The following is a 22090-nucleotide window of genomic DNA, read 5'->3' as shown; positions in this document are numbered from 1 at the left end:
AAAAAGGGGGCGCTGATGCTATGAAAAAAAGTCAAAAAAGGAAAGCGGAACCATTTTCACGGAGACTGAAAACCGATTTCCAGAAAAACTGGCTGCTCTATGTGATGCTTCTGCCGGTTCTGATTTACCTGATTATTTTCTGCTACGCCCCGATGTACGGAGTCATTATCGCATTCAAAAACTTTAAACCAAGACTGGGCATTCTCGGAAGCTCCTGGGTAGGCCTTAAGTATTTCAAAGAGTTTGTCGGTTCCGTATTCTTCGGGAGGACGCTGAAGAACACCCTGATGATCAGTGGCCTGAATCTTCTCTTTGGCTTCAGCGCTCCGATTATCTTTGCGATTCTCTTAAATGAAGTCGTAAACATACATTTCAAAAAGGTGGTACAGACCATTACCTATCTGCCCCACTTTATCACTACTGTGGTGATCGCCAGTCTGATTCTGGTGTTCACCAACAGTGATGGCTTTATCACCCAGATGGTCAATTCTCTTACGGGTCATCAGGGAAGCCTGATTGCGGATCCTCACTGCTTCCGGGCAATCTACATTGTTTCTGAGGTATGGCAAAGCTTCGGATGGGGCTCCATTGTCTATCTGGCGGCCATTACCGGCATCAATCCGCAGCTTTACGAGGCAGCCCGTATTGACGGGGCCAACAAATTCCGGCAGATCTGGCATGTGACCCTTCCTGGGATGCTGCCCATCATCGTGATCATGTTTATCATGGCTGTGGGCGGATTAATGAATGTGGGTTGGGAAAAAGCCTTCCTGATCCAGTCTCCGGTGACCTATGAAACGTCGGATATCATTTCCACCTTCGTTTACCGGAAAGGTTTCGAAGAAATGAACTACAGTTATTCCACGGCAGTCGGCCTTTTCAACTCCGTGATCAACCTGATCCTTCTGAGCGGGGCCAATAAATTGAGCCAGAAGGTCAACGGAAACAGTCTGTGGTAAGGGGGGAGAACCAGTGAAAAGAAGAAAAAAAGGAATGGAAGAAAACAGCCGGGTCATTGTGGGCCGGGGTGAGAAGATCTTCCGGGTGATCAATAACTGTTTTATGGTGCTCCTGATGCTGATCACGCTGTATCCACTTTTGTATGTGCTCTTTGCCTCCTTAAGTGATCCGGTGGAGTTTGGAAAAGTGACAGGGCTTCTCTGGAGACCGGCTGGTTTTTCTACCAGAGGTTATGAAGCGGTATTAAATTCAGAAAATATCTGGCTGGGCTTCCGCAACACGATCTTTTATGTGGTAGTCGGAACCCTCTGCAGCATGACCATTACGGTGCTGGGAGCGTATCCGCTTTCCAGAAAAGGGTTTCTTTTGAAGAAACCGATTATGCTCTTTATCATTTTTACGATGTTCTTCAGCGGCGGTATGGTTCCTACCTTCCTGGTGGTGCAGAAACTGGGCCTGACCAATACCATCTGGGCCATGATCGTGCCGGGCATGCTCAGTGTCTACAACATGATCGTGCTTCGGACTTCCTTTGAGTCGGTGCCGGAGAGCCTGTATGAGTCGGCGGCACTGGATGGAGCCAATCATTTTACCATGCTGACGAAGATCACCCTGCCCCTTTCCAAGGCGGCTCTGGCGACCATTACTCTGTTCTATGCCGTAGGAAAATGGGGCGAGTGGTACAATGCTCTGGTGTATCTTCAGAAAAGGCGAGATCTTTACCCCCTGCAGATGTTCCTTCGGGAGCTTCTGGTCAAACAGGAGGATATGGATGCTCTTCTTTCCAGCAGCGTGGGAGTAACCGCAGATTCGGTGCTTTTGCAGGAGATCATCAAATACGCTACGATCATTGTCACCACAGTACCGATCCTCCTGGTTTATCCCTTCCTTCAGAAATACTTTGTAAAAGGGGTACTGGTAGGATCCGTAAAAGAATAAAAGAAATCTGCTATGCCGCAATAAGCTGTTTTATTGCGGCATATCGTGTATCATAAGAGAAAACTAACTGTTCAGGACGTTTTGGCCAACAGGCCACAGTTCTATGCCCTGTTCTAAACTATTACAGAAAAAAACGATTCACAGGAGAAGACTATATGAGAACAATAGTTGTAAAAGATTATGGAATTTACCCAGGAGAAAAAGACCGGATGAACATGCTGTACCTCAGGAAAATTCTGGAGGAATGCCGGAATACAGAGGAAGCAGCGGAACTTATTTTCGAAGAGGGAACCTATCATTTTTATCCGGATTATGCCTTTGAGCGGACGCTTTGCATTTCCAACCATGACGAAGACACCATCAAACGGATTGCCTTTGACCTGACGGACTGCCGCCATCTGACCATTCGGGGAAAGAACAGCGCTTTTATTTTCCATACAGAGCTTCTGGCTTTCTATTTTCATAACAGTGAGGATGTGACTCTGGAGGGATTTTCCATCGATTATGAGCGTCCGGCTTATTCCGAGGGAACCATTGTCTCTGTCGATGGCCCTTCCATGCAGCTTCGAATCGATAAAGGACGGTTTCCTTATTATGTAGCCCATCAGCGGATCTTTTTCACCGGAGAAAATTTCTGCCATGAGATTCCCTTCTGGATGGAAGTGGATCCGCAAAAAGGGGAGCCTTCAGAAGGCCCTTATGAGATGGGCTTTGGAACAGAGCCCCATGCCGACTATGGGATCTGGAAGGAACTGGAGGAAGGACTGGTGGAGGTTACCCTGGAGGGCACCGGTCGTATGAAATCCTTTGATGGGTATACGCCGGGCCATGTGATCGTCCTTCGCCACCATCCGAGAAACTATCCGGCCACCTATGTGACGGACAGCAAAGACATTACCTTCCGGGATGTGACCATCTATCATTGCGCCGGAATGGGAATCACTGCCCAGTTTACGGAAAACATTCTGCTGGATCGGGTGGCAGTCACCGGAAAACCGGGAAGCGGACACTGGTTTTCTCTGGCAGCGGATGCCACCCATTTTGTCTATTGCCGTGGAAAGATTGAGATCCGGAACTGTCTCTTTGAGCGCCAGCTGGATGATGCGGTGAATATTCATGGCATCTATGCCCGGGTGAAAAAGGTATTAAGCAAAAACGAACTGTTGGTGGAGTTGGTACATCATCAGCAGAAAGGGGTACCGGTGGGAAAGGAAGGAGATCAGTTCTCTTTTGTTCACTATGAAACCCTTCTTTCCAGGGGAGAAAGCCGGGCGGAGCGCATCGTTACCTTAAATAAAGATTATACCTATGTAAAATTTGAAGACGAGCTGCCGGAGGGAATCAAGGAAAAGGACAGCATCGAAAATATCAGCTACGTGCCAGATGTCCTGATCGAAGGCTGTACCGTCCAAAACAACCGTGCCAGAGGCTTTCTTCTCACCAGTGCCGGAACCGTAGTGGTACGAAACAATACCTTCCATACCGCCGGAACGGCGGTTCTGATCTCCGGTGACGCAGCCGACTGGTTCGAATCCGGAGCGACGAAGCATATCGTGGTGGAAAATAACCGCTTTGAAGACTGTGATTCTGTGAAAAACTGGGGCCAGGGCGTGATTCAGGTGGATACGCCGGTACGGGAAATCCTGCCGGATCAGAAACTCCATCAGTATCTGGAGATCCGGGACAACGAATTCATCAGTCAGGATGGAGAACTTCTGAACGCGAAAAATGTAGAGACCGTGGTCTTTGCCGGAAACCATGTTACGGCGCCGGGGACGGAAGAAAATTGGGTGAAACTTTCTGATGTGGGAGAGTATCGAAGAGAATAAGTATAAAAAACAGGCTTATTGTGTATTTTTTTTGTGGAAAATTTATGATAGGATAGCGTTATAGCTAACGGAAAAAGGAGGACTTTATTGTGGGAAAGAAAGTGACGTTAGGTTTGATTGGTCTGGGAGGCCGTGGAATCGGCCTTTTGAAAACGGTATTTCTGCATCATGAGGATGTGGAGTTTGCCGTTGTCTGCGATGTGTATGAGGATCGCTGTCAGGAAGCGGCCGAACTGATTGAAAAGAGCGGCCGTCCCCGCCCTCAGACCACATTGGACTATAAAGACATTCTGAAGATGGAGCATGTAGATGCAGTGATCCTCTGCACCTCCTGGGAAAATCATCTGAACCTTGCCATTGAGTTTATGGAGGCCGGAAAATATGTAGGCTGCGAGGTTGGTGGTGCGTATACCGTTCAGGAATGCTGGAAGATCGTTGAAGCTTATGAGCGGACCCGTGTGCCGGTCATGCTTCTGGAAAACTGTGTGTATGGCAGGGATGAGATGATGGTCTATCACATGTCTGAGATGGGCGTTCTCGGAACCATCGTTCACTGCGAGGGCGGCTATAAGCATGACCTTCGGGATGAGGTTGCTTTCGGAAGAGAGAACCGTCATTACCGTCTGGACAACTACATTCACAGAAATACCGAGAACTATCCGACCCATGAGCTTGGTCCTATCGCAAAAGTCCTTCATATCAACCGGGGAAACCGGATGCTGACGCTGACAGCCATGGCATCCAGGGCGGCAGGTATGAAAGAATATATCAAAAACAACAAGGCGGACGATGAAGTGCTGATGAACACCGAGTTCCGCCAGGGAGACGTGGTAAATACCATCATCACTTGTGCAAATGGGGAAACGATCCTTCTGACACTGGACACAACCCTTCCGAGATACTACTCCAGAGGCTTCACCGTACAGGGGACCAAAGGTATGTATTTTGAGGACAACCAGTCTCTTTTCATTGACGGCGAAGAGCATGCAAAGGATCATTTTGAGTGGAAAAAACACTGGGGCAACGTGGAAGAATACCGGGAAAAATACGAGCATCCCGTATGGAAAAAATACATGGCTGAAGGGATCAAGGAAGGACACGGCGGCATGGACTGGCTGGTATTCTGTGATTTTGTTGAAAGTGTGCAGAATCAGAGCGAGGCTCCCATCGATGTATATGACCTGGCAGCCTGGATGAGCATTTCTGCTCTGGCAGAGCAGTCCATCGCGCTTGGCGGCCAGCCGGTTGCGATCCCTGATTTTACCAATGGTATGTGGCTCAGGAGAAAATAAGGAGGAATGAAATATGAACAGTCGTGAATGGCAGGATCCTCATTTCTTGGAAAAAGGCCGGGAAAAAGAGAGAGCCTATTATGTTCCTTTTGAAAATACGGAAAAGGCTTTGGCCGGAGAAAGAGAAAAATCCGGGGAATTTCATCTTCTGAACGGAATCTGGGATTTCAACTATTATCCCGCCTACTATGAAGTTCCGGAGGAGATCACGGAATGGGGGAAGATCCCGGTTCCGTCCAACTGGCAGATGGAGGGCTTTGAACCGCCCTGTTACACCAATGTAAACTATCCGTATCCGGTAGATCCGCCTTATGTGCCGGATGAAAACCCCTGTGGTGTTTATCGTACCTGGCTGGACTGTACGGATCTTACCAAAAAGACCTATCTGGTATTTGAAGGAGTGAATCCCTGTTTTTACCTCTGCATCAATGGACAGGAGATCGGCTACAGCCAGTGCAGCCACTGTACAGCGGAATTTGATGTGACACCGTATCTTCATGAGGGCAAAAACGAGATCGTGGTAAAAGTCCTTAAATGGTGTGACGGAAGCTACATGGAGGATCAGGATTTCTTCCGTATGACAGGAATCTTCCGTGATGTGTATGCACTGACCCGCCCGGCAGAGCATGTACAGGATGTAGAAGTCCATGCAGATCTTACAGAACTTTCTGTAAAAGTGACCGCTCCGGAGGGAGAAGTCACTGCCTGCCTTTATGACGGAGCTGAATGTATCCGGAAGCAGACCATCGTTGATGGAAAAACAGTATTCAGCGTTCCCGATGCAAAAGCCTGGAGTGCGGAGGTCCCGAACCTCTACACACTGGTACTGGAAGGTTTCGGTGAATACATTCCGGTGCCTGTAGGCTTCCGTACCATTGCCATCTCTCCAAAAGGAGAGCTTCTGATCAATGGCGTTTCCGTACAGCTGAAAGGTGTGAACCATCATGACACCGATCCGGTCAAAGGTCATGTCATGAGCCTTGAGGATATCCGGAAAGATCTTTATCTGATGAAAAAACTGAACATCAATACCGTCCGCACCTCCCATTACCCGCCCGCACCGGAATTTATCCGGGAATGCGACCGCCTGGGCTTCTATGTGGTAGATGAGGCAGATATTGAAATGCACGGCTTTGTTACCAGAGAAACGCTCTGGAGTTACCATATGTATGACCGTACCTGGCCGACAGACCATCCGGACTGGGGCGAGGCTCTTATGGAACGCATGCGCCGTATGGTAGAGCGGGACAAGAACTCCTGCAGCGTCATCATGTGGTCCATCGGAAATGAGTCCGGTTACGGCTGTCATTATGATGATATGTGCCGCTGGACAAAACAGCGTGATCCGGAAAGACTGATCCATTATGAGCGTGCCAATATGCTGAACACGCCGACGATGTACGATGTGGAGAGCCACATGTATCGGGAGTTCTCTGATCTGATTGCAGACGGTGAAAAGGATGACAGTCGTCCGCTCTTCCTTTGTGAGTATGCCCATTCTATGGGAAACGGACCGGGAGACCTGAATGATTATCAGGAACTTTTTGACAAGTATCCGCGCCTGATCGGAGGCTGTATCTGGGAGTGGGCTGACCATACGGTGCTGAAAGACGGAAAATATTACTACGGCGGTGATTTTGGCGAGCTGACTGACGATAACAACTTCTGTGTAGATGGACTGGTATTTGCGAATAGAGAAGTGAAGGCAGGTTCCCTGGAGGCAAAAGCAGTCTTCCAGCCCTTCCGTGCAGAACTGAAAGAGGCAGGGGAAAACGAGCTCCGGGTAGAGATCTGGAACCGTCACTATGTTACAGATCTGAAAAATTATGATCTCAAATGGACTCTGGAACTGGATGGTATTCAAAATGCCACCGGTACGCTGAATCTGGACCTTCCGGCAGGTGAAAAGACCGTCATCACCCTTCCGGTGGCCTTGCCGAAGACCTGTACGCTTGGCGCATATGTGACACTGACTCTTCATCAGAAAGAGGCGACAGAGTGGGCAGAAGCCGGTTATGAGATTGCTATGGTACAGAAGAAGCTTCCTGTAGAGATTGTGCCTGCAGAGCGCAGTGTTTCCGAAGGAATCTGGAAAGTGAGCGAAGACAGACTGTCATTGACGGTTGCGGATGAAACCGCTTCTCTTGCCTATACCTTCCACAAGGTACACGGAACCCTTACCGGGATTCTGAAAAACGGAAAGAATCTTCTGGTATCGCCGGCTCATCTGGATGTGTGGCGTGCGCCTACGGATAACGACCGTCATATCAAGATGAACTGGGGACTTTTCGGAGATAATTTAAGCGGCTGGAATATGAACCGCCTCTTTGATAAATGCTACTCCTTCACCTGGAAAGAAACAGAAAAAGGAATTGAAATCCTCAGCGAAGGAAGTCTGGCCGGTGTTTCCAGAAGTCCGCTTCTTCACTACGAGATCGTTTCCCGCCTGGATCATGGTGATCCGGAACTTCACGTTTCCGTTCATGCCAAAGTACATCCCAAGGCGATCTGGCTTCCGAGATTTGGCTATGAATTTACCCTTCCCACGGCTGTGGAAGAAGTGGAATACTACGGCATGGGACCGGGAGAAAACTATCAGGATCTCTGCCATCATGCAAAAGTTGGCCGTTTCACTACCAGCGTGACAGAGGAATATGTTCCCTACATCATGCCGCAGGAAAACGGAAACCATACCCATGTAAAAGAAGTATCCCTCACAGATCCGGCCACCGGAAGCGGCATTGCCTTCCGTACCGAAGGAGAAGTGGAATTTCAGACTTCCCATTACACCAAAGAAGAACTCACGGAGAAAGACCACTCCTACAAACTGGAGCCCTCCAATACCAATGTCCGCATCGACTACCGGGTAAGCGGCATCGGCTCCGCCAGCTGCGGCCCCGACCTGGATCCCAAATACCGGCTGAGTGAGAAAGAATTCTCCTACGGATTCTCTCTGAAAGCAATCTGATCGAATCAAATCAAATAAGTCTCCTGCTTTCCTTACATGACATGGATTGATCAGCAGTGGACTAAGAACACATAAAAAGCTGCAGCCATCAAAAGATGGTACTGCAGCTTTTTTGTTATATATCCAGAAAATGCATGTTTCCATTGCACGGATCTGCCGAGCAGGCATTCAAAGTCAACTCACATCATTTTCCATATCCAGAAAACAGTACCGTCGTCTGCTTCCAACCGGCTTTTCATGTGGAGGCAGAGCAGAAATTTCTGGTTTGCCGAAATCTGCGTTATTCACAAAAATCCATTGTCTGAGCGAAGCGAGTTATGGATTTTTGCGAATGCATTTAGCAGATTCCGGCAAGCCTTGAAATTTCGCCCTGCCGAAACTGAAAGCCGATTGGATGCAGACGGCGGTACGTCCTGCGAAATACAAAATATTCTTTTTTATCTTATTTCTCCGCAGGTACATTCACATCTTCATAAACCACATCCTCAAAAGGCAGCGTAACCCGCTCCCTCTTCATAGAAGAAAGATAAATACCCTTGATCATCTCCAACGTCTTTCTGCCCTCAAGTCCATCCACCTCAACCGGCAGATCCTCACGGACAGAACGGTAAAAATCACGAAGCTGGATATGATGGCTGCTTCCCCAGTAATCCGGTCCCACATTGGTAGTCTCATAAGTATTCCGGATCTCGGCATATGTGCCGTCCAGATCATAATATCCCATATCCTGTATCAGGCCGCAGCGCCCCTTCTCTCCAATGAATTCAATGTTGATCGGTGAATTATCACCATAAATATTGCAGGCGAACAGATTATAAAGACAGCCGTTTTTAAACTGGATCGCCGCATCAGCAGAATCCTCCACCTTTACAAACTTATGGGCGTAATTATGGATGCTTCCATCGATCCACTCAACGTCACTTCCCAGCATATAACGGACCCGGTCGATGCTGTGGATGGCCTGGTCGATGAGAACACCGCCGCCCTCCTTATCCCAGGTTCCCTTCCAGTCACTGCCGTCATAATAATCCAGCGGACGGTTCCAGGTCAGATAGGAACGGGCCGTAAGGATCTTTCCGAAATCCCCGCGGGCGATCATTTCCTTCAGCTTTTCCACACTCTTGGTATAACGGGTCTGGAAAATACAGCCCAGCTTTACACCGGTTTCCTTCTGAACAGCCAGCATCCGGTCTGCATCCTGAAGAGAAATAGCGATCGGCTTCTCCGTCAGTACGTTAATGCCTGCCTTCATGGCCTTGATAGCCATGACAGGGTGAAGAAAATGAGGCAGGCAAAGATGTACCACATCGATCTCCTTGTCCAGGATCTCATCAAAATCCGTGGTCCAGGCACAGCCGAATTCATCGGCAAACTGCTTCGCCCTCTCCGGAACCTTGTCTACGGCATAGACAAGCTCGATCTCATCTGCCAGTCTGCGGAAAGAATCTGCATAGGAAACGGAAATCCTTCCGCAGCCTACGATGGCGATCTTTAGTTTTTTCATAATAATAACCTCCTTATCCGATAAAAAATCCTGAAGGATTTTTATCTGTGAAAGAATAATGGATATCAAAAAAATATTTCATGGCTCCGTTCAGAAAAGAATCACTCTGGAGCCTGGAGTAACGGACCTGTACGCTATCCACCATACGGCGGAACCCGGTCTTCTTCAGATTTTCCCTCACCCGTTCCAGAAAATACTCGCCGAGATCTGGTATTTTTCCGCCCAGGATGATAAGAGAAGGACTGACCATACAGATAAGGTTTCCCAAAGCAAGAGAAAGCTCTCTGGCAATCTCATCCACCATGGAAAGCGCCACGGGATCCCGGAAAGTGGCTGCTTTTCCAAGATCGGAAAAAGTTACCTGCGAACAGGAACTTAACGATGGGATCTCTCCGAACTCGGAGATCCGTTCCTTCAGCCTTGGCTCTGAGAACAGGGCCTCCAGGCAGCCGTGGTTTCCGCAGACGCATAAAGGACCATCCGGATCCACGGAATAATGGCCGAACTGTGTGAAAGAGCCGCTGGCCTTTCCGAGCATGGAGCCATCAATAAAAAGAGAAGCACCGATGCCGCGGTTTCCGAAGTTGATAAAAGCAAAATTCTTTTCTGTGATGCCCCCGTAAACCTTTTCTGCATAAGAGTAGCAGGCGGTATCGTTGAGAAGATCCACCGGATAGCCGGGAAATGCATCCTTTAAGGAAGCAAAAAGCTGAGTTCCCTCCATTTCCGGGAGGTGGATGGTGGTAGAGTAGATCTCTTTATGCTTCTCATCGATCATGGCTGAGATCACAATACAGATCCCGAGGATCTCATCCGGAGAACAGTGCGCAGAAACAGCTTCCTGGAAACTTTCCTGCGAGGCGGAGACATAGGATCCGCCTTTGCCTATGATTCGAACATCCTGAAAAACAGAAGTTCCCGCAATGTCAACAAGATGCGTGTAGATCTGGTTTTCATACCAGTTAAACACGATGATGTAATGACTGTTCCGGCGGATATGAAGGCTGTTCGGCCGTCGACCGAGAGCGGTGGATTCCACGATCCCGCTGTCCTGGATAAATCTTCTTTCAATCAGCTCGTCTACTAGGGTGGAGACGGTGGTTTTGCTTAATTTTGTCCGTTTGGCAAGCTCAGCCCGGGAGATTCCGGGAGTGCTGTAGATGGAAGCATAGAGCCGCTTCATATTGATGTCTTTGATCTGTTGCTGGTTGACGGGTTTCATATATAGTTCTCACCTCCGTTCTGTTTATAGCAATTCTGCAAAATACTGCATCCAATCCGATTCATCAGAGTGTGAAATACTGTGTCAGAAATCTTTGCCGTGCGTCAGCACGCCTGCAGATTTCATCCTTGTCTTTCACACCCTGCTAAATCGTCTTGACTGCATTATTTTATTGAATTGCTATAGAAAAAATGCGATCGCTAGATCGTCAAGCCTCTGTACTAAAGTTATCCTATCATAAAAAGACAGATCAGGCAATGGAAATATCGTCCGCTTATTTGTCAAACAAAGATATTGCAATAAACAGAATAAAACAACACTAAAAAGTAGAATACTATCAAAAAACAGAAAAAATCTGAAAATAAGCAACAAATCAAAGAAAAAAATGATTGTATGGAAGATAAAATAATAGCAATTATAAAAAAACAATAATCAGACGGTCGGAATAAAAAAGAAAATATACGAAATGCACAGAAACAAGAAACTGATTTTGTAAAATATAACAGAAATGTGCATAACGAAGCAAAAAAACAAGAAAAAATATTGACACTCCATCTAAAAAATGCTATTCTTTTTTTGTGCTTAAGGCAAAGAAGACAAGAGCAGAACAGACAGAACGAAGAAGTTGGGATGTTTCTGCTTTTATTTTTTGAAAAGATAGTAAAGTCGCTTGACTAAAATATAGAAGGGAGTACACAAGATGAAGATTGGTGTTATTGGATGTGGTGGAATGGGAACAACTCATTACCTTTCCCTGAGAGCTTTATCCGAGCAGGAGGGCGTGGAGGTTACCTGCCTCTCTGATTGCAGAAAAGAATTTCTGGACAAGGCAGCTGCTTATTTTCCGAATGCAAGAACCTATGAATATGGTATGGACCTGATCAAAAATGAAGATCTGGATATTGTTCATATCTGTCTTCCGAGTTATCTGCATGCAGGTCATGCGGTAGCTGCTCTGGAAAAGGGTATGAATGTTTTCGTTGAGAAACCAGTATGCCTGACAGAGGAGGACTGCCAGACGCTTCTGGAAGCGGAGAAACGCACCGGAAAGAAAGTGATGGTTGGTCAGGTAGTGCGTTCCTTTGAAGAGTATAAATTCCTGAAGGAAGCCTACGATACAAAGAAATACGGCAGACTGAAATCCATGGTGATGCAGCGGATCAGCGGTGATGTGAGATGGGGCTTTGAAGACTGGTTCCATGATGAGAAGAGAAGTGGCTCTGTTGTTCTAGATCTGCATGTACATGATCTGGATTTCCTTCGTTATATGCTGGGCGAGCCTGACAGCTTTGATGTAAAAGCAACGGCATTCCCGAGTGGTATGATCAATCAGATCATCACCTCTTATGAGTTTGGAGATACTTTTGTTACGGCTGAGGGTATCTGGGATGTTTCTCCTTCTGTGAAATTCCATGCAGATTTCCGTGCCTGCTTTGAGGAGGCTACCATTGATTTCAACAGTGCCAGAACACCTTCTCTTATCATTTACAGACCGGACGGTGCGATCGAGACGCCGGAGCTGAAGGGTGAATATGAGGCAGAAAGCGATGTGGCAGGCATCAATATTTCCAACCTTGGTCCGTACTATACAGAGATCAAATATTTCCTGGAGTGTGTAAGAGATGACAAGCCGGTAGAGATTGCTCCTCTGATCGAGGGTGTAAGATCCGTAGAACTGGCGATCAAAGAACTGGAAACTGCCAAAGCTTATGTGGCAAAGCACACACACTGAACAGGTACCTTTTGCCATTTATAATGGTAAAAAATAAATTTCACTTATTTCATAAGGAGGATTTGTTATGAAGAAAAAAACAATTTCCATGGTATTGGCTGCAGCAATGATCGCAACTACGATGCTCGGAACCGGCGTGATCGCATCTGCAGACGATGAAGTTACTCTGAAAGTCTTCGATGCTCATGCGTATGGTCTGGATGAGTATGCCGAGATGGTAAAAGCTTTTGAAGCGTCCCATCCTGGTGTAAAGATCGAAGTACAGCATGCAGCAAACGATTCTGCTACTCTGCTTCAGTCCCGTGTAAACTCCGGTGATATTCCCGATGTATTTGATGTTGAGTCCGGAACCTCCGCAAAGAAATATTATGAGTACGCATACGACTGGACCGATGACACCGATGTGACCAGCCTCTTCAATGAAGATGCACTGGAGACCGGAAGAGATGACGATGGAAAGATCAAATCCCTGCCCTGGACCTATGAGAATATGGGACTGATCTACAACAAAGACTGCTTCGAAAAAGCAGGCATCGAGGCTTTGCCGACCAACATGGATGAACTGGCTGAGGCTTGCCAGAAGCTGAAAGATGCAGGCATTACTCCGTTTGCTATTGCTGCAAAAGAGACATGGGTACTTGGTCAGGTGGCTACCCATTTCATGCTGGATAAATCCAAAGATGCTGCAGGTACCGTAGAAGCCATCGAGTCTGGTGAACTGGCCTTTGCTGATATGCCGAACTGGAGCAACTTCTTCAAATTCCTGGATCTGACTGTTGAGTATGGCCCGGACAAACCGCTTGAGATCGACTGGGAGACCTCTGAGAACATGCTGGCAAATGGCGAAGCTGCCATGATCCATATGGGAGACTGGTGCCAGTCTACTCTGGATTCCTTCAATCCGGATGCAAACCTTGCCTTCATGCCGTTCCCGGTAGGCTCCTCTGAGGATGATGCAACTCTGCTTTCCTCCTGTAACTGGACCTATATTGTAAATAAAGATTCCGAGAATCTGGATCTTGCGAAAGAGTACTGTGAGTACATCCTGTCTTCTGAGGAAGGTCAGAAATGGATGTGTGAGGGCGTCGGCGCTGTTCCTGGTGTGAAGACCGATATGGCGGTAAGCGGCAAGCTGGCAAACGATGCGAAGACTTATATTGCAGATGGCAAGACCAACGGCTGGATCCATACCATCGCTCCGCAGAGCTACACCGATACCTGTGGGCCGTACATTCAGTCCTATATGCTGGGCGACATGAGTGCAGATGAAGTGACCGAGCTCTTCCAGGAGTTCTGGACCGCCGGCTGATCGGTTTTATCTTGACATTGTGATCAGAAGATTTTTTAAACATAACGGATGCCTGCGGATTGCTCTGCTGCAAAGCAGCTCCCGCAGTTCCGGCATCCGGTACTGTGACTGACAAGGATGGGGGTTACATGGATGATAAGACATCCGGTACCCCCGTTTGTTGTAATAACATTCAGAAAAAAATGACTTCAGGAGGGGATGGATTTGAAGAACAACAAGAAGGCAAAGGAGTTGGCGGTCTTTGCGCTGTTTGTTTTCCCGGCAGTTGCGTTTGTTTTGTTTGCTACGGATATCCCGTTTGTAATGAACCTGTATTATTCGGTGTTTGATTGGAACGGTGTAGGAAAGTCCATGACATTTGTCGGACTGGACAACTATATCAAGATTTTTACTCATGACACTCTTTTCTGGAAAGGTGTCCGTTTTACTTTGAAATTTGCGATATTCTATGTAATCATCGTTAACCTGCTCTCTCTGACTGTGGCAATCGTCATGGCTCGTGAGAATAAAGTGAACAGCGTGGGACGTGCGTTCTATTATGTGCCCTATATCATTAGTTTGACTGCAATCAGCTTGATCTGGAAATTCATCCTTGGTCCGGGCTTTGAAGCTCTTTACACTGTGACCGGTTGGGATATTTTTAACTGGAGCTGGCTTGGTACACCGAAACTGGCGTTTTATGTGGTTGTCATCATGGCTGTATGGCAGAATCTTGGTTTCTATATGGTGAACTATATTGCCGGTATCATTGCTGTTCCAACAGAGCTTCTGGAAGCTGCAAGAATTGATGGTGCGACTGCTTTTCAAGTGTTCAAAAAGATCACGCTTCCGTTGATCATGCCCGCGGTTTCCATTTGTATGTTGACCTCCTTGACCTTTGCGTTTAAGTTGTTTGACATTATCATGGTATTTACCAAGGGTGGTCCCGCAAACTCCACCGTATCGGTTGCCTACAATATCTATAAAGAAGCCTTTGTAAACAGCAAGTATGGTCTGGCTACGGCAAAATCCCTTGTATTTGTGGTATTTGTATTGCTTGTAACGGCTATTCAGATGAAGATCACCAAGAGCAAGGAGGTTGAGGCATAATGAATAAAAAACCGAAGAATCTGAGACAGGTCAATGCACTGACGATTATCATTTTCCTGTGTTCCATTTTCTGGCTGATGCCGCTGGTACTTATTTTTATCAACTCCTTCAAGCCGTACAATGACATGATCCAGGATTTTCTGGCTCTGCCGAAGAGCTGGAGCCTTGCTATGTATATTGAGACTTGGACGAAATTTAAGTTTCCGATGCTGATCGGCAACACCCTGCTGTACACCTTCTGTACTGTGATCATGATCGTGCTGATGGCACCGATGGCAGCTTATAAACTGGCACGTACCAAGAGCCGTCTCAGCAAGGTCTGCTTTGTGCTGATCATCATGCCGATGATGGTCCCGTTCCAGTCCTACATGATCACCCTGACCCGTCTGGTTGCCAATGTGAACCTGACTGGAAAACGTATGGGAAACATTCTGGTCAATATCGGTCTTTGCATGCCTCTGGCTGTTTACATGATCCATGGTTTTGTAAAGAATGTTCCGATCGAACTGGAGGAGTGTGCCTGTATCGATGGAGCCGGAAAAATAAGAACCTATTTCAGCATTGTCCTTCCGCTTTTGACACCGATCCTGACGACCGTTGTCGTACTGGATACACTGGCAACCTGGAATGATATCATCACCAACCAGTTGATCGTAGGGGGAAACGCCAGTGCCATGAACATTCAGAATGCGCTGTACATGCAGTTCTCTGCACAGACGGCTGACTGGGAGCATGCCCTTCCCGGTATCGTGATGTCCATGATTCCCAGCCTGATCTTCTTCATTACAATGCAGAAACATATCGTTGGAGGAATCACGGCGGGAGCAGTAAAAGGTTAATGCAACACTATGATGTATGAGAGGAGATTTTACAAATGAAAGTAGGAGTTTTGGTTCAGTTTGACAGTGCAACAGATATCGATGCAAAATTTGCCGAGTTAAAGGAGTTTGGCGTGGAAAGCTGTCAGCTCGTCTGCTGGGATCGTCCGACCCTGCATGATGAGACCATGCCGGAGAAGATCAACAAAGCCATTGAGAAATTTGGTATTCACGTAACGGCATTCTGGTGCGGTTGGGAAGGCCGCAGGGTGTGGGATTTCTATGAAGGCCAGCTGACTCTGGGTCTGGTACCCAGCGACTACCGTATCGAGCGAATGAAAATGCTGATGGAAGGCTCTGATTTTGCAAAGAAGATCCATGTAACGGATCTGGCCACACATGTTGGGTATATGCCGGAGAATCCTTATGATCCGAAATATGAAGAGGTTCTCGTAGCCTGCAAGGCCATCGTGGAAAAATGTAAAGAGAATGGACAGACTTTCCTCTTTGAGACCGGTCAGGAGACACCGGTTACTCTGAAACGTGCCATCCAGGATATTGAAAAGACACTTGGAAAAGGAAACATCGGAATCAACCTTGACCCTGCAAACCTCATCATGTACGGAAAAGCCAATCCGGTAGATGCACTGGAGGTTTTCGGTGAGTATGTCAAAGGAATCCACGGAAAAGACGGTAAATATCCGACGGACGGACATCATCTGGGTGATGAAGTTCCCCTTGGTCAGGGTAAAGTAAACTATCCCGCTTTTATTGCCAAACTGAAAGAGATCGGTTACGAAGGCGATATCACCATTGAGCGTGAGATCGACGGTGACGAGCAGAAAAAAGACATCCGCATGGCAAAAGACCTGCTGGATAAACTGATCGCAGAATAATTATGACAAAAACAGCTGCTGTATGAAACGTTATGGCAGCTGTTTTTTTGTGTTCGTCTGTGATTTTTTGTATTTTACTTGACGAATATACATATATAACGTATAATTATTCGATCATAAAACAAAGACAAGGATAACGCATCGATCTTTTTTGATCAGAGAATGTACAATGAAGATATTGACGGCAGTATTGCTCATGTAACGATGCTTGGCAAGCAAGGCATTGTGTCTGAGGAGGAGAAAGAAAAGATCATCGCCGGTCTGGAAGAGATCCGTAAGGATATTGCAGAGCATTTTGCAAAGCAGGGTATTCCCTTCCGTGAAGCACATGCCATCGTAGGCCATATGGTAAAGGTCTGCGAGAACAAAAGCTGTGATTTTGAGGATCTGACAGATGAGGAACTGCAGGCGATCGACAAGCGTGTGACAAAAGAGACGTTGGGCGACATCAGCATCAAGACTTGCGTCAATGCCCGTATGTCCTTCGGTGGAACAGCACCCTCCGAAGTGCGCCTCCAGATCGAGGTCGGCCGTCAGTGGCTGAATGGTCTTGAGCGCTGAGATTGTTTCATGCTTTTAGAAATGGCTCTTTATAGGGGCAGCAGGAAATGACGGCTTTTGCAATGCATTCTGCAAAACGCATGACAAGAGAGAGCCGTACGGTCTGAAGATTCAGCTGCGGAAGCGGTCCTGTCGGGGCAACAATCCCGGTGATAAAAAGATCTCCGGCACTGCCAAGGATTTTATCCACACCGGCACCCGGTTCCAGGCTGCCGGATCCGATCGTGAGAAATTCCTGATGCATTCGGCTGCCTAAAGAGGCATCGATGGCTACGACGGGGTGGCCGGAAAATTTTTCAGACAGAAAACATAAGGTATCTCTCAGATTCAGTGCATGGACGGGATCTGTAAGAGTACCGAGTACGGGAAGCGCAGGCTGGTTTTTCAGAAGCAGGGTTCCGACAAAGGGCCCCAGAGAATCGCCGGTCACACGGTCGCTTCCGATACAAAGATAAACCGGAGGCAGAGGATACCGGGCCAGAAGCTGTGACAGGCGCAGGCTCAGGAGTTCTTCTGCCTCCGGTTTTCTGGAATCTATATAGTAAATCGCATCTGCTGTTTTCATAAACAAGTCCTTTCTGTGTTTGTTACAGTCTATCCTTTCTGATAAAAAATATACGGGAAAAAGAACGCTTTTTCTGTCGCAATGTTTTTTGCGGCAGCCTCCACCAATTGCTAAAATCTGCGGATCTTTTGTGGTACGATCAGAGATGCAGAGAAAAACAGTACGGGAGACAGCTTAGCATGGATGGCAGAGAGGAGTGGAAAGGCTATGAGTAATAAAGAAAAGGAAAAACGGGATTTTCCACGAAATATCCGGCAGATCGGGGAACCGGGGAAAGAAAAACGGATTTACCTGGAAGATTATGCTGTGGCGTATCTGAGAGAGGTGAAAGGTGCGGTCCTCTTTGGAGAACTGGTGCGGATACACAGCGCCCGGTGCTATTTTATCAGCGGGGCAGTGGAAATACCGGAGGGGGATTTTTCAGAGGAAAACTGGAATTATGTCACGGCAGAAGCAGAAAAAGCCTTTGAGGGTCTTCGGGTAATCGGCTGGTTTCTTCGGGCGGAAGAGATCCCGGAGGAATTAAATGAAGAAGACATGCATGTGTACAAAGAACATTTTCCGGGAAGAGAGGCAGTTCTTGTCGTCTATAATGAACTGGAGCAGGAAGAGGCTGTTTATCTGACGCTGGATGGTTTTCTGCAGAAACAGCCGGGGCATTATATTTATTATGAGAAAAATCCGCAGATGCAGGAATATCTGGTGAGCCGCAATCTGGGAAAATCAGTGGAAAAAGAAGCGGTTATATCGGATCATGCCATCCAAAGCTTCCGAAGGATCCTGGGCTCTAAAAAACAGGAAGAGGAGAAAGAAGAAAAGGAAGAAGCAGCAGAACGGAAAGCATCGGTCTCTCTTCCGTTAAGAAGTTTCTGGAAAAAAGAAGTACAGGCAGGTGATGAGCAAGAGGAAGCTGTACCGGAAACTGGAGAGATCGGGAAAGAGACCGGAATGGAAGAAAAAAAGGAAAAAACAGAAAAAGCAGAAGAAACCGCCGGAGAAAAAGCGGGGGAAGATGCAGGGGAAGAGGAGCGCGGCAGAACATCGCCGAAGATCCGGACGCTGCATTTTCTGTATACAGCCAGTACGTTTCTGGTATTGACGATCCTGGTGATCGGTGTGACCATGATCAATAACTATGACCGGATGAAAAAGATGGAGCAGACCATGGCCCGGATGACAGAAGGGGCTGCGGTATCTGCCCGGGTGGCAGAAACAGAGAGAGAGACAAAAACGCTGGTCATAGACGGGCGGACCGGTGAAACCGAGCTGCTCCCGGGGATTTTAAAGGAGACGGAAGCTGCAGGAGAAGAGGAAACTCCTTCCGGTCAGGAGATGCAGCAGGAGGAAAGCGCCGTTTCGTCAGCCTCGGCAACGCTGCAGCAGAATACCGGCAGTGATCCGTCCGCCTCGCCGGAAACACGGCAGGACCTTGTCAGCGATCCGCCGTCCACAGAATACCGGCAGGGAGACGGCGGCAGTCAGGCAGTTCTGGAAGCAGCACAGCAGAATGACAGCAATGAGCAGAGCATTTCCGGGACAGAACGACAGAACACGGACCATGGTCTGTCCGCTTTGGCAGAAGACCAACAGGGAAACAGCAGCCAGACTGCCTCTGCGTCAGCGGGAGCTCTCTCGGATCAGCCGCCTGTTCGTGCAAGCCAGGCAGTTTATACGGTAAAGTTCGGAGATACGCTGGCGGACATCTGTAACAGATATTATGGCTCTGCGGATCGTCTCCAGGAGCTTTGCGACCTGAACGGGATCACAAACCCGAACGCAATTTTACCCGGGCAAAAATTGGTCCTTCCATAGACAGCGGAAAATCTCTGTGCTATACTGAAAAAGCGTCTGAAACCGCAGTTTTTTTGCGTAAAAGAGGTAAATGTACGAAAGAGTGTGGAGGATGAATAAGATAAAAAATTTTTTACATGGGATTTCAGAAAAAATGAAAGACAGAAAAAGAAAGCTTTCAGGACACGGCTGGAAATGGTACCTGTTGTTGACGGTCATGCTGGTTGTTCTGGCTGGAGGTCTGGTGGTCATACTCCGGGTGGAGGACAGTTGCACGGTACTGGAAAGCTTTGAAAAGTCGGATACCTCCGGCACCCAGTATCTGGCCTTTGGCAGCCGGATGCTTAAATATAGTGCCGATGGCGTTTCCTGTGTTGACGGAAAAGGACAGACGGTCTGGAATTGCACGTTCAGCATGCAGAGTCCCATCGCAGATATCTGTGAAAACTCTGCGGTAGTGGCAGACCAGCAGGGGACATCTGTTTATATTTTTGATGAAAACGGACAGAAAGGCCAGTTTGAGACACTCCTTCCGATCGAAAAGGTAAAGGTTGCCCGTCAGGGGGTAGTAGCAGCTGTGCTCACAGAGGAAGAAGTCACCTGGATCAATTTTTATGATACAACGGGCGGCGAGATCGCCAAAATGAGGACAACCGTAAAAGAATCCGGTTATCCTATGGATATCGCTCTTTCTCCGGACGGGATGAAGATCATGGTTTCTTTTCTCTGGCCGGACCAGGACGGTCTGAAAACCAGGGTGGCTTTTTATAATTTCGACAGCATTGGCCAGACGGAGGAAAACAATCAGGTAAACCTTCTGACTTATGATGGTGTGGTGGCGCCTTCCGTATACTTTGTGGATGAGCAGCGTGCGGTGATCCTCAGAAATAACGGTTTCAGTGTTTGCCGGGGGACAGAGATCCCGGAAGAAAAAGTGAGTGTGGATTTCGAGGATGAGATCCTGACCTGCTTTCATGAAGAAGGAAAGATCGGCTTTATTTTCAAAAGTGATAAGGCGGACTATAAGTATAAACTCAAGGTTTACAATCTGAATGGACGCTGTACGATGAAAAAATATCTGAATATGGATTACCGGAAAGCCAAAATGATGGAAGGAAACATTCTTCTGATCAATGAAAAAGGTTTTCAGGTGTATTCCAGCCGCGGAAGAAAACGGGTGGATATCACCTATCAGAAAGCGGTGGAGGATGTGACAAGCGTTCCCGGACTCGGAAAATACATGGTTCTCAGCAATGGTCATACAGAATTGATAAGGGTGAAATGATATGGAGAGTACAATGGTTTTGAAGATCATAGTTGGTCTTATTATCTTTTTATATGCTCTGCGGGGCCTGCGAAAGGGATTTATCCGGACATTGATGTCCATGGCTTTTCTTATCATGGCAGCAGCATTGGTTTATTTTGCAAATCCTGCGGTGAGCAGCTTCCTGAAAGAGAAAACGCCGGTCTATGAAGTGCTGCAGGATAAATGTGAAGATATTTTCAGCCTGAAAAATCTTTCCAGACTGCAGGGCGGAAAAGAGATCTCAAACGAAAAAGATACAGAGACGGAACCCACCCGGATCGAGCAGGCGAAGATCATTGACAGCTTGGCACTTCCGGAGCTTTTGAAGACCCAGCTTGCAGAAAACAACAACGCCTCCGGGTATGCCAGCCTGGCAGTATCCGGATTTGAAGGCTATCTGGCGGCGTTTATGACAAATCTGGTCCTGCGGGTTCTCTCCTATATAATAACGTTTATACTGGCAGTGCTGATCCTGAAGCTTCTGGTGATGACGCTGGATGTTGTGGCGGAACTGCCGCTGCTGAAAGGCATCAACCGGACACTCGGATTCCTGGTGGGAGCTGCACAGGGAGTCTGTGTGGTCTGGATCCTTTTTCTACTGATCACGGTACTGGGAGGAACGGATGCCGGAAGCCGGATCCTGATCCTGATCGGCCAGGACAAAGTATTATCCGTATTTTATGACACCAATCTTTTCCTGAAGCTTCTGATGGGAATGTTCGGAAATCTGTTTATCGCGTGAAGCGGCATAGTCAGAATTGAGCGTGTCATTCGCTGTCTGATTTCTGAGACAAACAAGTCCCGGTCACTGCATATTATTCTACATAATAAGCAGTGACCGGGACTTGTTTTATTCTTTAAGAAGATGTAACGGTTCAGAGCCAACCTCCAAAATGCTTCGCATTTCGTCGGTGTGGCGTATCCGCCAAATAGATTTTCATGCAAAAGTGTTCATTCATCCAAGCATGATTCCCACTTTTGCATGAAAATCTGCTTGGCTCTGAACAGTTACAAAAAAATAAAAAAAGATGTTGACAAGCGGAAAAACGGGTGGTATAATTTCTAACTGTTGAGCCGATTGATTGAAAAACTTCAAAAAAGATATTGACAATCATGAAACTCTTTGGTATAATCAAAAAATCACTGAGATGTCCAAAGGAAGAAAAACTTCTTCAAAAAAAGTTAAAAAACTTCTTGACAGACACGAAAGTGTGTGATAAAATATCAAAGCTGTCGCAAAGACAGCAACAAAGAACCTTGATAACTGAACAGTGACATATCCTTGAAAGTTCAAAAGAATTTAGTTCTT

At 47.2% G+C, this 22090-nt stretch carries 17 protein-coding genes; 14 read left to right on the top strand and 3 right to left on the bottom strand.

The window, feature by feature from the left end:
* Positions 1–20: 20 nt before the first annotated feature.
* The 5 genes from DXA57_RS16145 (at position 21) to DXA57_RS16125 (ending at position 7988) form a co-directional block, all read left to right on the top strand.
* Positions 21–959 carry an ABC transporter permease gene (locus tag DXA57_RS16145; RefSeq protein WP_117768297.1) on the top strand — a complete coding sequence of 313 codons (939 nt, stop codon included), beginning with the start codon at positions 21–23 and terminating at the stop codon, positions 957–959.
* A 13-nt stretch (positions 960–972) separates the two neighbouring features.
* Positions 973–1899, top strand: a complete 927-nt coding sequence (locus DXA57_RS16140; protein ID WP_243005815.1) for a carbohydrate ABC transporter permease — start codon at positions 973–975, stop codon at positions 1897–1899.
* 155 nt (positions 1900–2054) lie between these two features.
* On the top strand, positions 2055–3728 hold the full coding sequence (locus DXA57_RS16135) for a right-handed parallel beta-helix repeat-containing protein (protein WP_117768296.1): 1674 nt from the start codon (positions 2055–2057) through the stop codon (positions 3726–3728).
* Between the two features lie 89 nt (positions 3729–3817).
* Entirely contained in the window at positions 3818–5020 is a 1203-nt protein-coding gene (locus DXA57_RS16130) for a Gfo/Idh/MocA family protein (protein WP_117768295.1), read from the top strand.
* A 13-nt stretch (positions 5021–5033) separates the two neighbouring features.
* The gene (locus tag DXA57_RS16125; protein ID WP_117768294.1) at positions 5034–7988 is read left to right on the top strand and encodes a glycoside hydrolase family 2 TIM barrel-domain containing protein; all 2955 of its coding nucleotides are present in this window, start codon (positions 5034–5036) and stop codon (positions 7986–7988) included.
* Positions 7989–8430: 442 nt separating this feature from the next.
* Here the strand turns inward: DXA57_RS16125 and DXA57_RS16120 are convergent, their stop codons facing one another.
* Both DXA57_RS16120 and DXA57_RS16115 read right to left on the bottom strand, forming a co-directional pair.
* Entirely contained in the window at positions 8431–9492 is a 1062-nt protein-coding gene (locus tag DXA57_RS16120) for a Gfo/Idh/MocA family protein (RefSeq protein ID WP_117768293.1), read from the bottom strand.
* A 13-nt stretch (positions 9493–9505) separates the two neighbouring features.
* Positions 9506–10714 (bottom strand): ROK family transcriptional regulator, encoded by a 1209-nt coding sequence (locus DXA57_RS16115; RefSeq protein ID WP_117768292.1) that lies wholly within the window; start codon positions 10712–10714, stop codon positions 9506–9508.
* A 700-nt stretch (positions 10715–11414) separates the two neighbouring features.
* On the opposite strand from DXA57_RS16115, the gene DXA57_RS16110 reads away from it, so the two are divergent.
* The 6 genes from DXA57_RS16110 to DXA57_RS16085 all read left to right on the top strand — a co-directional run bounded on the left by DXA57_RS16110 (position 11415) and on the right by DXA57_RS16085 (position 17119).
* Positions 11415–12446, top strand: coding sequence for a Gfo/Idh/MocA family protein (locus tag DXA57_RS16110; RefSeq protein ID WP_117768291.1), 1032 nt, complete (start codon positions 11415–11417; stop codon positions 12444–12446).
* 67 nt (positions 12447–12513) lie between these two features.
* Positions 12514–13755 (top strand): ABC transporter substrate-binding protein, encoded by a 1242-nt coding sequence (locus DXA57_RS16105; RefSeq protein WP_117768290.1) that lies wholly within the window; start codon positions 12514–12516, stop codon positions 13753–13755.
* 204 nt (positions 13756–13959) lie between these two features.
* On the top strand, positions 13960–14844 hold the full coding sequence (locus DXA57_RS16100) for a sugar ABC transporter permease (RefSeq protein ID WP_330423290.1): 885 nt from the start codon (positions 13960–13962) through the stop codon (positions 14842–14844).
* The gene (locus DXA57_RS16095; protein ID WP_117768288.1) at positions 14844–15683 is read left to right on the top strand and encodes a carbohydrate ABC transporter permease; all 840 of its coding nucleotides are present in this window, start codon (positions 14844–14846) and stop codon (positions 15681–15683) included. The genes DXA57_RS16100 and DXA57_RS16095 overlap by 1 nt, the downstream gene beginning before the upstream one ends.
* A gap of 35 nt (positions 15684–15718) precedes the next feature.
* A complete protein-coding gene (locus tag DXA57_RS16090) occupies positions 15719–16558 on the top strand; it encodes a sugar phosphate isomerase/epimerase family protein (RefSeq protein WP_117768287.1) in 840 nt (279 codons plus the stop codon).
* 162 nt (positions 16559–16720) lie between these two features.
* Complete coding sequence (locus DXA57_RS16085; protein WP_117768286.1) at positions 16721–17119, top strand: hypothetical protein; 399 nt, start codon at positions 16721–16723, stop codon at positions 17117–17119.
* A gap of 7 nt (positions 17120–17126) precedes the next feature.
* Here DXA57_RS16085 and yyaC read toward each other — a convergent pair whose 3' ends face one another.
* On the bottom strand, positions 17127–17684 hold the full coding sequence (gene yyaC, locus DXA57_RS16080; protein ID WP_117768285.1) for a spore protease YyaC: 558 nt from the start codon (positions 17682–17684) through the stop codon (positions 17127–17129).
* Positions 17685–17891: 207 nt separating this feature from the next.
* Between yyaC and DXA57_RS16075 the strand changes: the two genes are divergently transcribed.
* The 3 genes from DXA57_RS16075 (at position 17892) to DXA57_RS16065 (ending at position 21523) form a co-directional block, all read left to right on the top strand.
* Positions 17892–19496 (top strand): LysM peptidoglycan-binding domain-containing protein, encoded by a 1605-nt coding sequence (locus DXA57_RS16075; protein WP_158571352.1) that lies wholly within the window; start codon positions 17892–17894, stop codon positions 19494–19496.
* Between the two features lie 133 nt (positions 19497–19629).
* Positions 19630–20760: a DUF5711 family protein gene (locus tag DXA57_RS16070; RefSeq protein WP_147345712.1), complete on the top strand. Its 1131-nt coding sequence runs from the start codon at positions 19630–19632 to the stop codon at positions 20758–20760.
* 1 nt (position 20761) lies between these two features.
* Positions 20762–21523: a CvpA family protein gene (locus tag DXA57_RS16065; protein ID WP_117768282.1), complete on the top strand. Its 762-nt coding sequence runs from the start codon at positions 20762–20764 to the stop codon at positions 21521–21523.
* The last annotated feature ends 567 nt before the right edge of the window (positions 21524–22090 follow it).

This window comes from Blautia sp. OF03-15BH (assembly GCF_003463065.1).
GTDB lineage: Bacteria > Bacillota > Clostridia > Lachnospirales > Lachnospiraceae > Limivivens.
Note: the sequence above shows the minus strand (reverse complement) of the source record. Positions and strands in the feature narration are given on the sequence as shown.

Excerpts from the sequence above, each read along its gene's own strand:
- DXA57_RS16145 (WP_117768297.1), top strand. The coding sequence starts at position 21 with ATGAAAAAAAGTCAAAAAAGGAAAGCGGAACCATTTTCACGGAGACTG.
- DXA57_RS16135 (WP_117768296.1), top strand. The coding sequence starts at position 2,055 with ATGAGAACAATAGTTGTAAAAGATTATGGAATTTACCCAGGAGAAAAA.
- DXA57_RS16125 (WP_117768294.1), top strand. The coding sequence starts at position 5,034 with ATGAACAGTCGTGAATGGCAGGATCCTCATTTCTTGGAAAAAGGCCGG.
- DXA57_RS16120 (WP_117768293.1), bottom strand. The coding sequence starts at position 9,492 with ATGAAAAAACTAAAGATCGCCATCGTAGGCTGCGGAAGGATTTCCGTT.
- DXA57_RS16115 (WP_117768292.1), bottom strand. The coding sequence starts at position 10,714 with ATGAAACCCGTCAACCAGCAACAGATCAAAGACATCAATATGAAGCGG.
- DXA57_RS16110 (WP_117768291.1), top strand. The coding sequence starts at position 11,415 with ATGAAGATTGGTGTTATTGGATGTGGTGGAATGGGAACAACTCATTAC.
- DXA57_RS16105 (WP_117768290.1), top strand. The coding sequence starts at position 12,514 with ATGAAGAAAAAAACAATTTCCATGGTATTGGCTGCAGCAATGATCGCA.
- DXA57_RS16095 (WP_117768288.1), top strand. The coding sequence starts at position 14,844 with ATGAATAAAAAACCGAAGAATCTGAGACAGGTCAATGCACTGACGATT.
- DXA57_RS16090 (WP_117768287.1), top strand. The coding sequence starts at position 15,719 with ATGAAAGTAGGAGTTTTGGTTCAGTTTGACAGTGCAACAGATATCGAT.
- DXA57_RS16085 (WP_117768286.1), top strand. The coding sequence starts at position 16,721 with ATGTACAATGAAGATATTGACGGCAGTATTGCTCATGTAACGATGCTT.
- yyaC (WP_117768285.1), bottom strand. The coding sequence starts at position 17,684 with ATGAAAACAGCAGATGCGATTTACTATATAGATTCCAGAAAACCGGAG.
- DXA57_RS16075 (WP_158571352.1), top strand. The coding sequence starts at position 17,892 with ATGAGTAATAAAGAAAAGGAAAAACGGGATTTTCCACGAAATATCCGG.
- DXA57_RS16070 (WP_147345712.1), top strand. The coding sequence starts at position 19,630 with ATGAAAGACAGAAAAAGAAAGCTTTCAGGACACGGCTGGAAATGGTAC.
- DXA57_RS16065 (WP_117768282.1), top strand. The coding sequence starts at position 20,762 with ATGGAGAGTACAATGGTTTTGAAGATCATAGTTGGTCTTATTATCTTT.